This window comes from Chania multitudinisentens RB-25, assembly GCF_000520015.2.
Taxonomy (GTDB): domain Bacteria; phylum Pseudomonadota; class Gammaproteobacteria; order Enterobacterales; family Enterobacteriaceae; genus Chania; species Chania multitudinisentens.
On sequence record NZ_CP007044.2, the window covers coordinates 152576 to 166579 of the forward strand.

The window sequence follows — 14004 nt, forward strand, 5'->3', positions numbered from 1 at the left end:
GGGATGATGTGAAAACTCTGCTGCTTTGGCTCCTGTGCCTCCCGCTAAGCGCTGGTGCGATCAATGTGGGTCCCATGACCTTTGCCATGAGTCAGGATGAGGCATTTGTGGCAAAACGGGTGTTGAACAATAACAACAGCGCCCGCATTTATCAGGTATCGATTCAAGCCATCGATAAACCGGGGCAGCAGGAAACACGCAGCCGCCCGGCAGATGGGGAACTGTTGTTTGCTCCCAAACAACTGACTCTGCAAGCCGGGCAAGGGGAATATTACAAATTTTATTATCATGGGCCGAAAGATAATAAAGAACGTTATTATCGTGTGGCATTTCGCGAAATCCCCACCAACACCCTTGACTCAGCAAAACAGGACAAAGCCGGTGTCAGTTTGGAACCGATCGTGGTGATGGATACCATTCTGGTGGTCAGACCGCGCGAAACCAAGTTTGCTTATCAACTTGACAAACAGCGCGGCACAATTAAAAACACGGGCAATACCTTCTTTAAGTTTCTATTAAAACCGGGCTGCAACAGTACCGATGAAGAAGGGACCACTGAATACTTACGCCCAGGGGATACCTTGACTCATCCCGGTATCAAACTGAAAGGGCAAAAATTCATCATTTATAACGAAACCTTTATCAATGTAGATAAAAGCTGCAACGGATAAGCCGCGGGCGTGCTCCCCACTTGGCAAGATACGGATGTTGCCAATAGCCAGCAGCTTGAAGCCACTGAAGTCACGGGGAGAGGCCCAATGAAAACAGCAGGGCCATGGGGAAGGCTGGAAGCAACATAGCCTGCGTTTTCATCGCGGCTCAGTAAACATAAATAGTATAATTTTTGCCAAACTGAACTTTTATTCTAAAAAATAATGGCAAGTAGCTGTATATTTTGTTTTTTAACTAAAAATAAATTAAACGGTAAATGTAATAAGTTGATATTTATATCTTACTGGGTATGTACATTATTTTTTCTTGCTCAGCCGATGGTAGACGGCCACTTTGTCAGGCTTTTCAAGGTTAACACATGGCGATCCATTTCTTTAGTTTAGCATAGCTAATGCTAACGCCTTACTCTTCCCCAACCGCATAATTTTCTTGATTTAAAAGCATTCTCTATTGAAACCACTTTGGACTCTCATATATTTTATAGATATATAAAATATATTTGACACACATAAGAAAAATAGCTTCTAATCTACAAGCATTAATTTATATGGAATTAAATTAGAAAATAAAGCCATAGCGATGTTGAGCACGAATCAGCGTTATTAGCAATGACAGTTCGTGCTGGGTGACTAACAAGCCCACCAATAGAGATGACTTTACGAGCCGTTCAGTAGCCGTTTACGGTGTTTCTTGCCAGCGGGCCTGATACCTTCGCGGGAAAGCCGCTGTATAACTGAATCGTGCCATAAACTTCTCTGGTAGAACCAACAACAATATCGTTGATGTGCGGATAAGAAATGTACATAACCTGGGTTTGCCATTGCAGACTCAGTGCGGTAGCTATGTCTGAAGGATAAGGATATTCGATGAACAGAACCATCTTGGCACATACTCCGTTAGCCGATAATATGCTGTTATTTAAATCACTTATCGGTAGTGAAAAGGTTTCTGAGCCATTTTCATTTGAAGTTGAACTATTAAGTGCCAAAAACAACATCTCTCTTAGAGATTTACTCGGTAAATCTCTTACCGTAGAACTGCGTTCTCCCCCCCTTCCCTCCCGATATTTAAATGGCTATATCACACGCATGACGCTGGTGGGCAGAGAGCCAAGCGGCGAGCGCTATTACATTTACCGCGCAACGGTTCAACCTGGCCTGTGGTATTTGACACAGAACAGAGACTTTCGTATTTGGCAAGAAAAGTCCGTTCCTGAAATCATTGCCAGTATCCTTTCCGACTATCAAATCCAACTAGAAAACAAACTCACCTGGAACTACCGACAGTGGGGATATTGCGTCCAATACCAGGAAAGTGATTTTAACTTCATTAGCAGGCTAATGGAGCACGAAGGGATCTATTATTTCTTCCGCCATGAGATGGGCAACCATACTTTGGTATTAGCAGATGCACCACAAGCACATAATAAGCTGGCAGGCTATGAGTTTATTCCTTATTTGCTGACAGAAGGAGAAACGAATAATCACACCAACGGTATCCAAAGTTGGAGCGTTTCTGATGCCATTACCCCCAGCCTGTATAGCCTGGATGATTACGATTTCCGTAAACCGCGCGCGCGCCTGCTAGAAACCCGCCAAAACCCAACGTCTTTTGCTGGCGATAAAGCAGAAGTGTTCGACTGGCCAGGGCATTTTACCGATCATGACCATGGTCAATTTTACGTGCGCGTGCGCCAGCAGGAATTTGAGGCTCAGCACGAAAAAATGACCGGCGATGGTTCCACTCTGGGCATTGCCCCCGGCCATACTTTTACCCTCACCAATGCCCCACGGGCGGAAGACCAGCGCGAATATCTGGTCGTTGAAGCCCACTACTTCCTGAGCGAAAGCAGTTATGCCAGCAGTCACCAGGAAAGTGGCGAACAGCGTACCGAATTTACCGTTGTACCCAACAGCATAAACTGGCGCCCTGCTCGTATAACGCCTTGGCCAAAAACGCATGGCCCGCAGACCGCAGAGGTAGTGGGGCCAGAAGGCCAGCCCATCTGGACGGATAAATATGGCCGGGTGAAATTAAAGTTCCGCTGGGATCGCCATGGCAGAGGTGACGACAGTGGTTCCTGCTGGGTACGTGTTTCCAGCTCCTGGGCCGGGTGGAAATACGGTGGCGTACAGATTCCCCGGGTCGGTGAAGAAGTGGTGGTGGATTTTATCAACGGCGATCCCGACCGCCCGTTAATCACTGGCCGTGTTTATAACGAAGACAGTATGCCGCCTTGGGATCTCCCGAACGATGCCACCAAAATGGGCTTTATGTCACGCAGCACCCAGGGCAGCGCAGACAATGCCAGCTATTTGTTCTTTGAAGATGCCCCAGGCCGTGAATCATTTGATATGCATGCCGAAGACAAGATGAATATCTCCGTCGAAGGCGATCAAAATATTACCATTGACGGTACCCGAACCACCACCATTGGCGGGCAGCAGTTCGATACCGTGATGGGTGATGCCACCTTTGTTTATAATTCAAAACGCGATATCACCGTCGAAGAACTTGAAAAAAACACCTTTAATAATAAACAACAGGTCGATATCACCAATGGCCGTGAATTCACCATCCATAGCGGTGGGGATATTGTTAAGATCACGGGTGATATCAACAGAACGTTTGATGGTAATGTGACAGAAAACACCACTGGAAACGTTGACCAGACGATAGAGGGAGATGTCACTCAAACAACAACTGGTAATGTCACTCAAACGATTACCGGTGAAGTAACACAAACAACTACCGGAAATATCACTCAAACTGTGAATGGAGATATCACCAAAGATATTACGGGTAATATAACTGAAACAATTACTGATAATGTAACTAACTACATCGGTGGTGATACTTCATTCTATATTACCGGTAACTACAACCAAAAAGTAGGTGGTAAGATAGAGATAACATCCCCTAAAAGTGACATAACAATAACTAGTGCAACAAAGATAGATATCATTGCTCCAGAGGTTAATGCAGATGGGACAAAAATATTTAACACCCAATTTTTTGAAAATAATGTAACATGGATAGAGTCATCTAGTATTAATACAGGTGTAAGTATAACTGCAAACACTAGTGCATTTGAAACTAATCTGTATAAGGTAGATCTCACTCCCTTTACCTTAGAAATTGACGAAGGAGGGTTGGTCACCAAAGCCTTCGGATTTGAAATGAAAAGGAAAAATTTCATCAGCCACTTCACCGCATTATATTTGTTTGGATAACAAACTCCATAATAAGGGCTGCATATGAGTCATTCGATATTCCGTGAATACATTCCACATTTAATTGCTATTGTTGTTGTCGTCTTTTTTATAAAAACCATAGTACTCCCTTTATTCGTAGGGAAGCATCGCAACTACATAAAAAATGGTATAAGTACTACAGCTACTATAGTCGCTATTAATCAAAATCCAGGAGGAAGTAATGGCTATATCAACGTAACCATAAAAATTTCATTTCTGGAAAAATCTGGAAGAACCATAGAAACAAGTATAATGCCACAAATAAAAATACTGGATATGCAAAAATACCAGCCAGGAGAAAAAATAAATATAAAATACCTTCACAACAAACCCAATGATGCTATTTTAAACCCACTGACTAACACATAACGGCTGAGTACAGTCTCAGGAAAAAATGCTAGACTCTATTATCTTTTCGTTATTAGCCATAGCAATTTTATTCTTTATAGGTCGCCTATTTTATAAAGATAATAAGATAGAAAAAGAGGGGATAATAACTACCGCTGAAATAATTGAAAATAGATACATAAGTTCAAACCAAACTGGTGGTTCAAAAATTTTCTTTATACTTTCATATATTGATGAAAAAACAAATGAAACAAAAATAATAGAAAGAACGGAAATCGTACCAAATTTTTACTCTAGCCAATTACAGAAAGGCATGAGAGTAAAAATAAAATATTTAAAAGAAAACCCAAGCGAAATGGCTTTTATACTTGAGTAATATAAATATATTCTAAATAATTAGAGTTACATGCAGGTCGAAAACCCAAAAATCACCAAGAACATAAACTGGTAAAACTCATGGATGAGCTGAGTAACTATGCGTAGCCAACACCTATGTTATTTGAAGTATGACGAGTATTATTTTAACTCCTTTTTCAGTTTCGACTTCTTTGGCTAGTATAGTGACAACGCCTATGAACCATGTAAGATCGCTAATTAAAGTTGAAAGTAGTCTTCAATACTTGGTGCTTAGTGCTCTATACCATTTTATGTGAGGAAGTTGCATGGAAATAGCATTACGATACATCCCTGTTATTGCTTGGTTATTTGTTGTATTGATTGTTATCGTTGCATTCAAAGGAATAAAAGTAAACAAGGGAGATTTCCGCTTAATCAAGGACTGGAGCAATAAAGATCAATGGCAAGGTCAAATGATGACTGCAAAATTAATTAGTTGGAAACAAGCACGAGCTATGCATAACTTTGACTACTTTTACACGTTTGTCATTAGCTGTGATTTAGAAGGTAGGGAAAAAACATATAATGCGGCGGGCGTAGTAAAAATCTCGCAGGCAGCTTTACTCAAAAAAGGTCAAAGCGTCACAATAAAATACCAGGGCGTACCACCTAAAAAAATAGCGATAATTGGAATGGATAGATATTCTTCGATGGATAGATAATGTCAGGACTCCTTATCACTTCATTAATTATTCTAGTGTTCATTTTTGGGTTATATCCTATAGTCCGTTTTCTTTACTTCTCAGTTTATCCTTAAAGGAAAACACCCCGTGGATTCTACTGACACTTGGAATTATTTCACATATTTTATTACAACCTTTATGATCCTGCTGTTTTCATATTTGTTTTACAAAACAAGCATAGGCAGTAACCAAACGAAAAAAATAAAAAAAGAAGGTGTAAAAGCAACAGCAATAATAACAGGAATTAAAAGCCAGTCAGGAAAAAATAGTGCCTTTATTAACGTTGAGCTAACCGTAAAGTTTACGACACACGTTAATGTTAACATTACCACAAATACACAAACAGCCATTTCCTCCGTAGATATACCAAAATTTCAGCCAGGGGAATCCTTGGCTATAAAATACCTAAAAGAAAATCCACAAAAAATAGTGGCAGATATACCGCATCCATTAAGTCGAGATAAAGCAAAATAATTTTATTATGTACATTACAGAGTTTTTAGAGGGGCAACAGACGAAGAACATCGTCCTTTCGCTTTAAAGGGTATATTTAAACAGATGACTAACTTGCTCGACTTCATTATAGCAATGACCAAACACTCCATTTGGGCTTATCCTATCATTGCTATTATTATTGTTTTATTGCTGTATTATTTATTTACCTTTATTAAAAGTAATAAACTTGAACTAAATAGGGCAAGAGGTGAAAAACAGGCAATGAATCACGGTGTAGAAGCCTGGGCCAAAGTGGTAAGATCCTCATTGACCGCAGGTAAATCCAATCTGCTGTTTGATGGAAAAAGAAGCCTTGATCTGGAACTGGAGATTCTCCCCCAAAATGCGTCTCCTTTTACTGTCACCACAACCATTCTAGCAGATCCATTGACTCTTGATGATTATAGATCGGGTAGTGAGGTTACAGTAAAGTATATACCAGAAAACAAGAATAATATCGTCGTATATAAAACCTTAAGGACTCCCACTAAGAACGCTATCTAACAGGGAAAATATGGATATTATCATATTAATAGGTAAAATAGTTTCAGTTATAATAACAGTCCTTATTATATATGCTTTAATATCCGCTACAATCAATACTAAAAAGCTCACAAAAAGAAACGAAAACTTGTCCAACGGTGGGATATCAACAATAGCAACTATTCAATCATCACAAAGGACATCAGTTGATCGTAATGGTAAATTCTCTCTACTGATATCGCTAAATTTCAAAACAAACGATGGTGAAATCATAAGTTCAAAATTAGAAATTACACTTAGCCGCTCTATTTTAGAACATGAAAAATACTCCCCTGGCTCTACAATTAAAGTAATTTACAACCCAAATGAACCAACAGAAGTACTCATTTTAGAAAAAGGCATAGAGAGTCAGTATTAACAACCGCAAAATACTATCAAAATTTCTATTTACATCTTTAATGATTCAACATTTCTCAAAGAAGAAAGAAACAATTAACAAACAAACGTACATACAGCGAATTAGATAAAACTCACACCTCGTTAATTAATCTGTAAACACGGACGTCTATAAACCATGAAGGTCATCAAACCACTCCGGTTGAGCATACTTAACCGCCCTTATCGATGGCAGGAAAAAAATTATCTTGGTGTCTCTGTATTGGCATTAGCCGATATGGGGAGTGCCCCGCGTTTGCGCCCGGAACCAGAACTCTGGCAGCTTGCCGAAGCTGAGTTACGCACCAGCGGCGGCATTATCGATCTGGCGATCCCCAAAGCCTGTGCCGAATTCCTGGCTACGGGCTACGCCTACACCCACCATCAGGCAGAAAAAACCGCCTGCGCGGTGAAGATCCAACTGGAACAACGCGAAAAAACCCTGGTGGCCTTTGGTGAACGCCACTGGGTCAATAATGCCCCTTCTTCCCCCCTCCCCTTTCAGCAAATGCGTCTGGATTGGAGCCGTGCCTTCGGTGGGCTTGAACACCCCGAAAATCCTCACGGTATCGGAGCAAATCCAGAATCATTTGAGAATACCAAAATTCATCGCCTACCCAATATCGAACCCTTGCAGGGGCGGCTAACTTCGCCACGCCAACAGCCGGAACCGGCCAGTTTCGGCCCATTGGATCTGACATGGCCGCGCCGTTTTTCCCGCATCGGTAAAAAGTATGATGCCCACTGGTTGCAGCATGAATTCCCTGGCTTCGCGCGTGATATTGACTGGCGTTTATTCAATGCTGCGCCACAGGATCAGTGGTGGGAAAATCTTGATGCGCTACCGGCCGAAGCGCCCTGGCGTATCTGGAATATGCACCCGGAAAAAACCATACAGGAAGGCCGCCTGCCCCCTTGGCACTCCCGCTGTTTTATCAACCGGTTACGCGGGGATGAGGAGGTTTTTGAAGAAATAGCCCTGCGTCATACCACGGTATGGTTTTTCCCACATCTTGAGCAGATGTTACTGATCTGGCATGGCAGCGCACGTATCAATGAAGATGACGCCGCCGACGTTTTGCAACTGATGCCGGCCTTGGAACGCACCGGTTCACCCCGTTCGGTCAACCACTACCGCAAAGTGCTGCGCCAGCGCCTGGATAAAGAGAAAGGGGCGCTGTTCGCGTTCCGTGAAAAAGATCTGCTCCCTGAAAACGCGATTGGCCCCTGGCTGGATACCGAGCTCCCCACCAGTGAGAGCCCGATGCGCGGTAATATACAAGGCCGGGAGCAACGCCTGCGCGAGGAACACCGTGAGCGCATGGAACAACGGGGGCAAGATATCAGCACGCTCATTCCGGCCTTTGAACCCACAGATCTGCCAGCGCTGGAAGACTTGGCCGAATTCGTCGAAAAGATGGAGCTACAGGCTGAAAAAATGCGCGAAGAAGCAATGGCCAAAGCGCGGGAACGTGGCATCGATCCTGATAAACCGGCCAATCTGGCCAATACGCCTACAGGCCCGGAAAGCATGCACCGCATGCTGGATATGTTGCACAACCATCAGCACGGCATGTCTGATAAAAAACTGACACAAACCAAAGACTCACTCCATCAAATGTACTTGATGTCGGTGCAGGCGCAAAAACCGGCACCTAAGCTGAAAGGCGATATTGCCCAGATTATCCGCAACCGCGCTCAGGCCACCATGCAACGTGGCGGAGACTTCAGCGGCCTGGATTTTACCGGTGCCGATCTCTCCGGCCTGGATCTGCGCGGCGCGAACTTTTCTAAAGCGCTGCTGGAAAGCGCCAACCTCAGCCACTGCCAGTTGGATGGGGCCAACTTCAGCCACGCGATGCTGGCACGTGCAGATATCATTCAGGCCTCTTTGCGCGATGCGATCCTGGACCATGCCAGCCTGGCGCTGGCACAGTGCCGTGATAGCAACTTCACCGGCGCCAGCTTAAAGAGCGTATTGCTGCAAGAGGCTTTGCTGGAAAACTGCATCTTTGATCATGCCAAACTGGCGGAGCTGATGCTGTATCACACCTATACTGCCCGTTGCCGTTTCCACCACGCTGTTATCGAAAACACGCTGTTATTGGAAATGGCGGCCCCCGAGCTGGACTTCACACAGGCTCATCTTACCAAAGCCGCGTTTATCCAATGCACCCTGGAACGGGCCGTTTTTGACCAGGCCAAGCTGGACACCTGTTCTTGGGTTGAAACCCAGGCAGAGGGCATTCGTTTTCAGCAAGCCAACCTGCTCGCCTGCTCTTTCGCTGCCCAAACCGTACTGACTGGCGCAGATTTCCGAGATGCAACGCTAACGCAGTGCAACCTGCGCCTCATGCCATTAAGCGGTGCCTGTTTTCACCTGGCAAAACTGGACAACAGCGATCTGAGTGAAGCCAACTGCCAGGGCGCTGATATGCGCCGAATGAATGCCGCTGGCAGCCTGTTTATACGCACGGATCTACGGGGTGCCAAACTGAACGATAGCAATTTAACCAGCGCAATCATGCAAAAAAGCCATTTCAGCGGTGCTGATTTGCGCGGGGCCAACCTGTTTCGCACCGATATGGCGCAATCAACCATTGATGCCACCAGCAAGATTGATGGCGCGTACACCCAGCGCACCAAAACGTTACCAAAGCGGGATAAGGAACTGATATGAAAACGCTGACGCCCGCAGAATTACAGAAAAAAATCAAACAGGGTGAAGCAGTACAAAACATCTCTCTTGCCGGTCAATCGTTGGCAGGGTTGGATCTGTCTGGCGGGATCATCAGCGAAGCTGATTTCAGCGGTGCTGATTTCACTGATACCAACCTGCATGAAACCGTATTCAATGAATGCCAAATGACCGCAGCCCGCTTTGGGCAGGCCACCCTGAAACAGACCATTTTCAATCAGTGTGAAATGGCCGAGAGCCAATTCAATCAGACCGCCGTCGTTGAATGCATGTTTAACCAATGTCTGCTGGATAACGCCAACTTCAATCACTGTCGGCACGACAAAACGCAGTTTATGCAGGGATCGTTACAGGCGGCGAACTTCAGCCATGCGCATTTGGATCGGGTCACTTTTTACCAATCGTCACTGGCGCAGGCAAAGCTGGATAACATTAACAGCCTTCTGACCACCTTTTTCCGCCTCGATCTGCGCGAAACCGATTTCAGTGCCAGCCAGTTTGATCGGGCAGCCTTCTTCGAATGCGATCAACGCGGCAAAAATTATCAGCATCAGCATTTCCAAGGCTGTCAATTCACCGATAACCAGTTGGATGAGGTGAATTTCTCCCATTGCCAACTGATCCAGTGCAATTTTAAAGGGGCTTCGCTGCAACGCGCGCTGCTGCAAGGCGTTAACGCCAGTCAGGCCCTGTTTATCAGTGCCGATCTGGCAGATGCCCGCTGCCAGCACAGCCTGTTTGATCAGGCTATTTTTGTCGCGGCCTGCCTGGATCGGGCTGATTTCTCGCACTGCCGATTATATCAAACGGTGCTGCAACAGGCGCGCGCAGCGAATACCTCGTTTAATAGCAGCGATCTGACGTATGCCGACTTCTCCTATGCTGACGTCCAGGGCACTGATTTCCGCCAGGCGCATTTTATGCGCACTCGTTTTCATCGTGCGCACCAGGCGGGTTCTCATTTTTCGGATCGTCATGGAATTCTGGAGAACGACCCGGAATTGCTGGCAGCAGAAACCTGGGGCGCTCAGCGCCAAAGCCGAGTTTAATTAAGGAACACCATGACCAGTGCAATACCTTCTTACACACTCCCCATCGCTCCGCCCCAGCAGGCCGCCGGGCAGGTGGTTAATCTGCTCAACGACGGTACGCTGATGGTTGAGAGCGAAGGCCGTGGTTGGCACTGCCGCCGTGCAGCCAGTTGCCTGATGACGCCAGAGTTTGGCGATCGTGTTCTGATTGCCAGCACTGGCGGGCAGCTCTGGCTGTTGGCCGTCTTGGAACGGGCAGAAAGCCAACAACCCGCCGTGCTCAGCGTTGAAGGGGATTTACAGATTGCCCCGCAGGGTAACCTCAGCTTGGCGAGCCAGGCGCTGAATATCACGGCCAAAACCAGTGATTGCCATATCAATGCCATGAATTACAGCGGTGAGTCGATCAGCGCCTGGGTCAGTCTCTCCCGCATCGTGGGCCAACAGTGTGAGTCCGTTTGGCAGACCGTTACCCAAATCAGTCACCGGCTGTTACGCAAAACCACGCAAATGGAGCAGATTCGTGCCGGTCAGTTAGATATGCAGGCCGAGGACTATCTGCGCATACATGCGCAGAACACGGTGATCACCTCCAAAGCCATTACCAAAATCGATTCAGAACAGATCCATATGGGGTAACACGATGTTTGCCAATTGCCAATTGATGGGGGTTGATATGGCGTTTCCTGATGTCTGCCTAACGCCAACCCCAGCACCCACGCCAATTCCTTACCCAGATATCGCCATGGGGCCAACCGCGATACCGAATGCCTACAACATTCTGTTTATGGGCATGCCTGCCCATAACATGGCTACGGTAACCCCTCTAACCAATGGTGATAACGTGGGCATCGCGACAGGCGTCGCATCGGGAACGGTTATGGGGCCATCACGCCATCTCACCGCTGCATTCACCGTATTGGTGAAAGGAACGCCGGCAACACGTTTGACCAGCGTCAGCCTACAGAATTCAACCAACATGGTTGGCATGCGTACCGTTCCCAGCCAACTGAAAGTTTTGTTGCTTGCGCCCTAATCAGCCCATTATTTCAACCCGATAAAATACTTAGAGGTTATTGTGAAAATACGGATTTTGCTGTTACTGCTTGTTGCTCTGTTTCTCTCAGCCTGTGCTCCACGCTCAAAACCCGCCATCACTGATGACACCCTGGTTACCCACCAGGTGAATGGTGTAACGTTGACCCATCGCGCCATTATTTCTCCCCCTGAGCAGTTCGAGCCCATTGATGTGCAATACCGCAGCCTCTATAGCGCCAGCATCATGAGCAAACCCGGCTACAACGGCAAGGTGCTCGGCACACTGGAGAATGCCACTCCCTTCTTCGCGTTAGGCGAAGTTGAAAATAAATGGCTGGCCATTTCAATGGAACAAGGCGGAGAACTTATTGGCTATATCCAGGGCAATGCCGGCGTTGTAGACAGCGAATATCAGGCAACGCTGCGTAAAGATCGCCCCCGCGCCCGCCGAGCCAGCAGTGCCAAAAACGCCGACAATTGCGTTACCGTAGGCAAGAGTAGCAAAGCCTGTAAAGACACCAAGTCAGATACCTGGATCCTTGAATAACCTGCTTGTTGATGACGAGAAACATCATGCTCAAATCACAATCCACTCAGCGCTATTGGCCGCTGTTGTTCCTGATTTGCACCCTGTTCATGCTCAACGGTTGTATGTCCTCTGCGAAGAATGTGCCATCCCGTTACAGCCTGGTCTTTGATGCAGTTCCGCAGATCAACAGTAACGCCCCCATCAAAATCCGCGTCTTGCTGTTACGTTCTGACGCCGAATTTATGGAAACAGATTTCTTTACCCTGCAAGGCGATGTGAAAAGCGTACTTGGCAACAGCCTGCTTGATAGCGATCAGTTTTTCCTGATGCCTGGGCAAAAAGGCAAAACGCTGGCGGGGCAAAGTACGCTGGATACCCGTTACATCGGCATTATTGCCGAATACCGCGAGTTGGACGGTAAAACATGGCGTATCTCGTTACCTCTGCCGGAACCCAAACAGACAAACTTCTACAAGATATGGCAATTATCTCCCGGCGAATTAGCTGCGCATATTGTGGTGGGAGTGAATGGCCTACAGGCCGATGGTCAAAAGCCGTAATCCGTTTTGCTGCAACATAATAACAATGAGTAGGGACGATGATGAAAAGTGCTCATAAGGTGGTTTGGACAGAAGGAATGTTTTTGCGTCCCCACCATTTCCAGCAAGCCGAAAATTATCTTGAAAGCTACGTAAACCTCTGGGGGCAGGCTCACTGCGGTTATTTCTGGGGATTTTTGACGCTGGAGCTGGATCAGACGCTGCTGCGCCAGGGCAAAATAGCGCTCAACGCCGCCAGTGGCATTATGCCGGATGGCACTCCTTTTACGCTCGCCAACCCTTTGCCCGCATTAGCGATCGAAGACAACCAGGTGGGTGAGAGAGTGGTGCTGGCACTGCCCACCTATCGTGCTGGCCGTGAAGATGTCATTTTTCAGGAAACACCTGGGGCACTGGCGCGTTATCTGGCCTACGAAACCGAGGTGGACGACTTGAATACCATTGCCGTGGGCAGCGCCGCACTACAGTTCGGCCAGCTACGGCTGCGCCTGATGCGCGAAAGCGAGCTCAACCCAGAATGGACCGCGCTGACCGTTTGCCTGGTTCAAGAGCGGCATAGCGATAACAGCTTGCGCCTGGAACCCACGCTCATCCCCCCCATGCTTAACTGCCATGGTAGCCCGGTATTGAAAACCTTTATCAATGACCTGCAAGGCCTGCTGACCCAGCGTAGCCAACAGATGGGCCAACGTTTGCTGCAAGCAGGGCGGGGGGGAAGCTCAGAGATCGTCGATTTCATGCTGTTGCAGGCAATTAACCGCTATCTGGGGCAGGTTAGCCACGTCAGGCAACTCAGCCATCTTCATCCAGAACGGTTATTTGCCGAGTGGCTACAGTTTGCCACCGAACTCACCAGCTTCTCGTCAACGCGCACACCGGAAACCCATCTGCCAGTGTATGACCACGATAATCTGGCACTCTGTTTCACCCCGTTGATGCTGATGCTGCGCCAGGGGCTGTCGATCGTGCTGGAAGATAACGCCATTCAGTTACTGCTGACGGAACGTTCACATGGGCTAAATGTTGCCACCGTTCAAGATAGCAAAATGATACGCGATTTTGGTTTCGTGCTGGCGGTACGGGCCAACGTGACTACGGATGCCCTGCAAACGCACTTCCCGGCCCAAATGAAAATCGCCTCGGTCACGCGTATCCGCGATCTGGTGCAGTTCCAACTGCCCGGTATTGGCCTGCGTACCATGCCAACTGCGCCGCGTCAGCTCCCTTACCATGCGGGATATACCTATTTCGAGCTGGAAAAAGACGGCGACCTGTGGAAAGAGATGGAGAAGTCCAGCGCATTCGCACTGCATCTGGCCGGTGAGTTTCCAGGGCTGGAAATGGAATTCTGGGCCATTCGCAACCAGACGGATCGGTAATTT

General features: G+C 46.8%; 16 protein-coding genes. 15 read left to right on the top strand and 1 reads right to left on the bottom strand.

Annotated features, from left to right (window positions below):
* Positions 1–8 precede the first annotated feature (8 nt).
* A complete protein-coding gene (locus tag Z042_RS00570; protein WP_024912521.1) occupies positions 9–671 on the top strand; it encodes a fimbria/pilus periplasmic chaperone in 663 nt (220 codons plus the stop codon).
* A 668-nt stretch (positions 672–1339) separates the two neighbouring features.
* Here Z042_RS00570 and Z042_RS00575 read toward each other — a convergent pair.
* Positions 1340–1552, bottom strand: a complete 213-nt coding sequence (locus Z042_RS00575) for a hypothetical protein (protein ID WP_024912520.1) — start codon at positions 1550–1552, stop codon at positions 1340–1342.
* Between Z042_RS00575 and Z042_RS00580 the strand changes: the two genes are divergently transcribed.
* The 14 genes from Z042_RS00580 to tssK all read left to right on the top strand — a co-directional run bounded on the left by Z042_RS00580 (position 1539) and on the right by tssK (position 14001).
* Positions 1539–3905, top strand: coding sequence for a type VI secretion system Vgr family protein (locus Z042_RS00580; protein WP_024912519.1), 2367 nt, complete (start codon positions 1539–1541; stop codon positions 3903–3905). The genes Z042_RS00575 and Z042_RS00580 overlap by 14 nt on opposite strands.
* 24 nt (positions 3906–3929) lie before the next feature.
* Entirely contained in the window at positions 3930–4295 is a 366-nt protein-coding gene (locus tag Z042_RS00585) for a DUF3592 domain-containing protein (RefSeq protein ID WP_024912518.1), read from the top strand.
* 25 nt (positions 4296–4320) lie between these two features.
* A complete protein-coding gene (locus Z042_RS00590; protein WP_024912517.1) occupies positions 4321–4650 on the top strand; it encodes a hypothetical protein in 330 nt (109 codons plus the stop codon).
* Between the two features lie 286 nt (positions 4651–4936).
* Positions 4937–5332, top strand: coding sequence for a hypothetical protein (locus tag Z042_RS00595; protein ID WP_024912516.1), 396 nt, complete (start codon positions 4937–4939; stop codon positions 5330–5332).
* Positions 5333–5440: 108 nt separating this feature from the next.
* Positions 5441–5827, top strand: coding sequence for a DUF3592 domain-containing protein (locus Z042_RS00600; RefSeq protein WP_024912515.1), 387 nt, complete (start codon positions 5441–5443; stop codon positions 5825–5827).
* 84 nt (positions 5828–5911) lie between these two features.
* Positions 5912–6352, top strand: coding sequence for a hypothetical protein (locus Z042_RS00605; RefSeq protein WP_024912514.1), 441 nt, complete (start codon positions 5912–5914; stop codon positions 6350–6352).
* Positions 6353–6362: 10 nt separating this feature from the next.
* Positions 6363–6749, top strand: a complete 387-nt coding sequence (locus Z042_RS00610) for a DUF3592 domain-containing protein (RefSeq protein WP_024912513.1) — start codon at positions 6363–6365, stop codon at positions 6747–6749.
* 156 nt (positions 6750–6905) lie between these two features.
* On the top strand, positions 6906–9446 hold the full coding sequence (locus tag Z042_RS00615; protein ID WP_024912512.1) for a DUF2169 family type VI secretion system accessory protein: 2541 nt from the start codon (positions 6906–6908) through the stop codon (positions 9444–9446).
* On the top strand, positions 9443–10513 hold the full coding sequence (locus Z042_RS00620) for a pentapeptide repeat-containing protein (RefSeq protein WP_024912511.1): 1071 nt from the start codon (positions 9443–9445) through the stop codon (positions 10511–10513). Before Z042_RS00615 ends, Z042_RS00620 begins: the two co-directional genes overlap by 4 nt.
* 12 nt (positions 10514–10525) lie before the next feature.
* Positions 10526–11134, top strand: coding sequence for a DUF3540 domain-containing protein (locus Z042_RS00625; protein WP_024912510.1), 609 nt, complete (start codon positions 10526–10528; stop codon positions 11132–11134).
* Positions 11135–11138: 4 nt separating this feature from the next.
* Positions 11139–11531 carry a DUF4150 domain-containing protein gene (locus Z042_RS00630; protein WP_024912509.1) on the top strand — a complete coding sequence of 131 codons (393 nt, stop codon included), beginning with the start codon at positions 11139–11141 and terminating at the stop codon, positions 11529–11531.
* Between the two features lie 42 nt (positions 11532–11573).
* The gene (locus Z042_RS00635; protein ID WP_024912508.1) at positions 11574–12080 is read left to right on the top strand and encodes an SH3 domain-containing protein; all 507 of its coding nucleotides are present in this window, start codon (positions 11574–11576) and stop codon (positions 12078–12080) included.
* A gap of 26 nt (positions 12081–12106) precedes the next feature.
* Positions 12107–12622, top strand: coding sequence for a type VI secretion system lipoprotein TssJ (gene tssJ / locus Z042_RS00640; protein WP_024912507.1), 516 nt, complete (start codon positions 12107–12109; stop codon positions 12620–12622).
* 41 nt (positions 12623–12663) lie between these two features.
* Positions 12664–14001 carry a type VI secretion system baseplate subunit TssK gene (gene tssK, locus Z042_RS00645; RefSeq protein ID WP_024912506.1) on the top strand — a complete coding sequence of 446 codons (1338 nt, stop codon included), beginning with the start codon at positions 12664–12666 and terminating at the stop codon, positions 13999–14001.
* The last annotated feature ends 3 nt before the right edge of the window (positions 14002–14004 follow it).

Bases quoted from the DNA above. Each gene is read 5' to 3' on its own strand.
- Z042_RS00580 (WP_024912519.1), top strand. From the start codon at position 1,539: ATGAACAGAACCATCTTGGCACATACTCCGTTAGCCGATAATATGCTG.
- Z042_RS00575 (WP_024912520.1), bottom strand. From the start codon at position 1,552: ATGGTTCTGTTCATCGAATATCCTTATCCTTCAGACATAGCTACCGCA.
- Z042_RS00585 (WP_024912518.1), top strand. From the start codon at position 3,930: ATGAGTCATTCGATATTCCGTGAATACATTCCACATTTAATTGCTATT.
- Z042_RS00590 (WP_024912517.1), top strand. From the start codon at position 4,321: ATGCTAGACTCTATTATCTTTTCGTTATTAGCCATAGCAATTTTATTC.
- Z042_RS00595 (WP_024912516.1), top strand. From the start codon at position 4,937: ATGGAAATAGCATTACGATACATCCCTGTTATTGCTTGGTTATTTGTT.
- Z042_RS00605 (WP_024912514.1), top strand. From the start codon at position 5,912: ATGACTAACTTGCTCGACTTCATTATAGCAATGACCAAACACTCCATT.
- Z042_RS00610 (WP_024912513.1), top strand. From the start codon at position 6,363: ATGGATATTATCATATTAATAGGTAAAATAGTTTCAGTTATAATAACA.
- Z042_RS00615 (WP_024912512.1), top strand. From the start codon at position 6,906: ATGAAGGTCATCAAACCACTCCGGTTGAGCATACTTAACCGCCCTTAT.
- Z042_RS00620 (WP_024912511.1), top strand. From the start codon at position 9,443: ATGAAAACGCTGACGCCCGCAGAATTACAGAAAAAAATCAAACAGGGT.
- Z042_RS00625 (WP_024912510.1), top strand. From the start codon at position 10,526: ATGACCAGTGCAATACCTTCTTACACACTCCCCATCGCTCCGCCCCAG.
- Z042_RS00630 (WP_024912509.1), top strand. From the start codon at position 11,139: ATGTTTGCCAATTGCCAATTGATGGGGGTTGATATGGCGTTTCCTGAT.
- tssJ (WP_024912507.1), top strand. From the start codon at position 12,107: ATGCTCAAATCACAATCCACTCAGCGCTATTGGCCGCTGTTGTTCCTG.
- tssK (WP_024912506.1), top strand. From the start codon at position 12,664: ATGAAAAGTGCTCATAAGGTGGTTTGGACAGAAGGAATGTTTTTGCGT.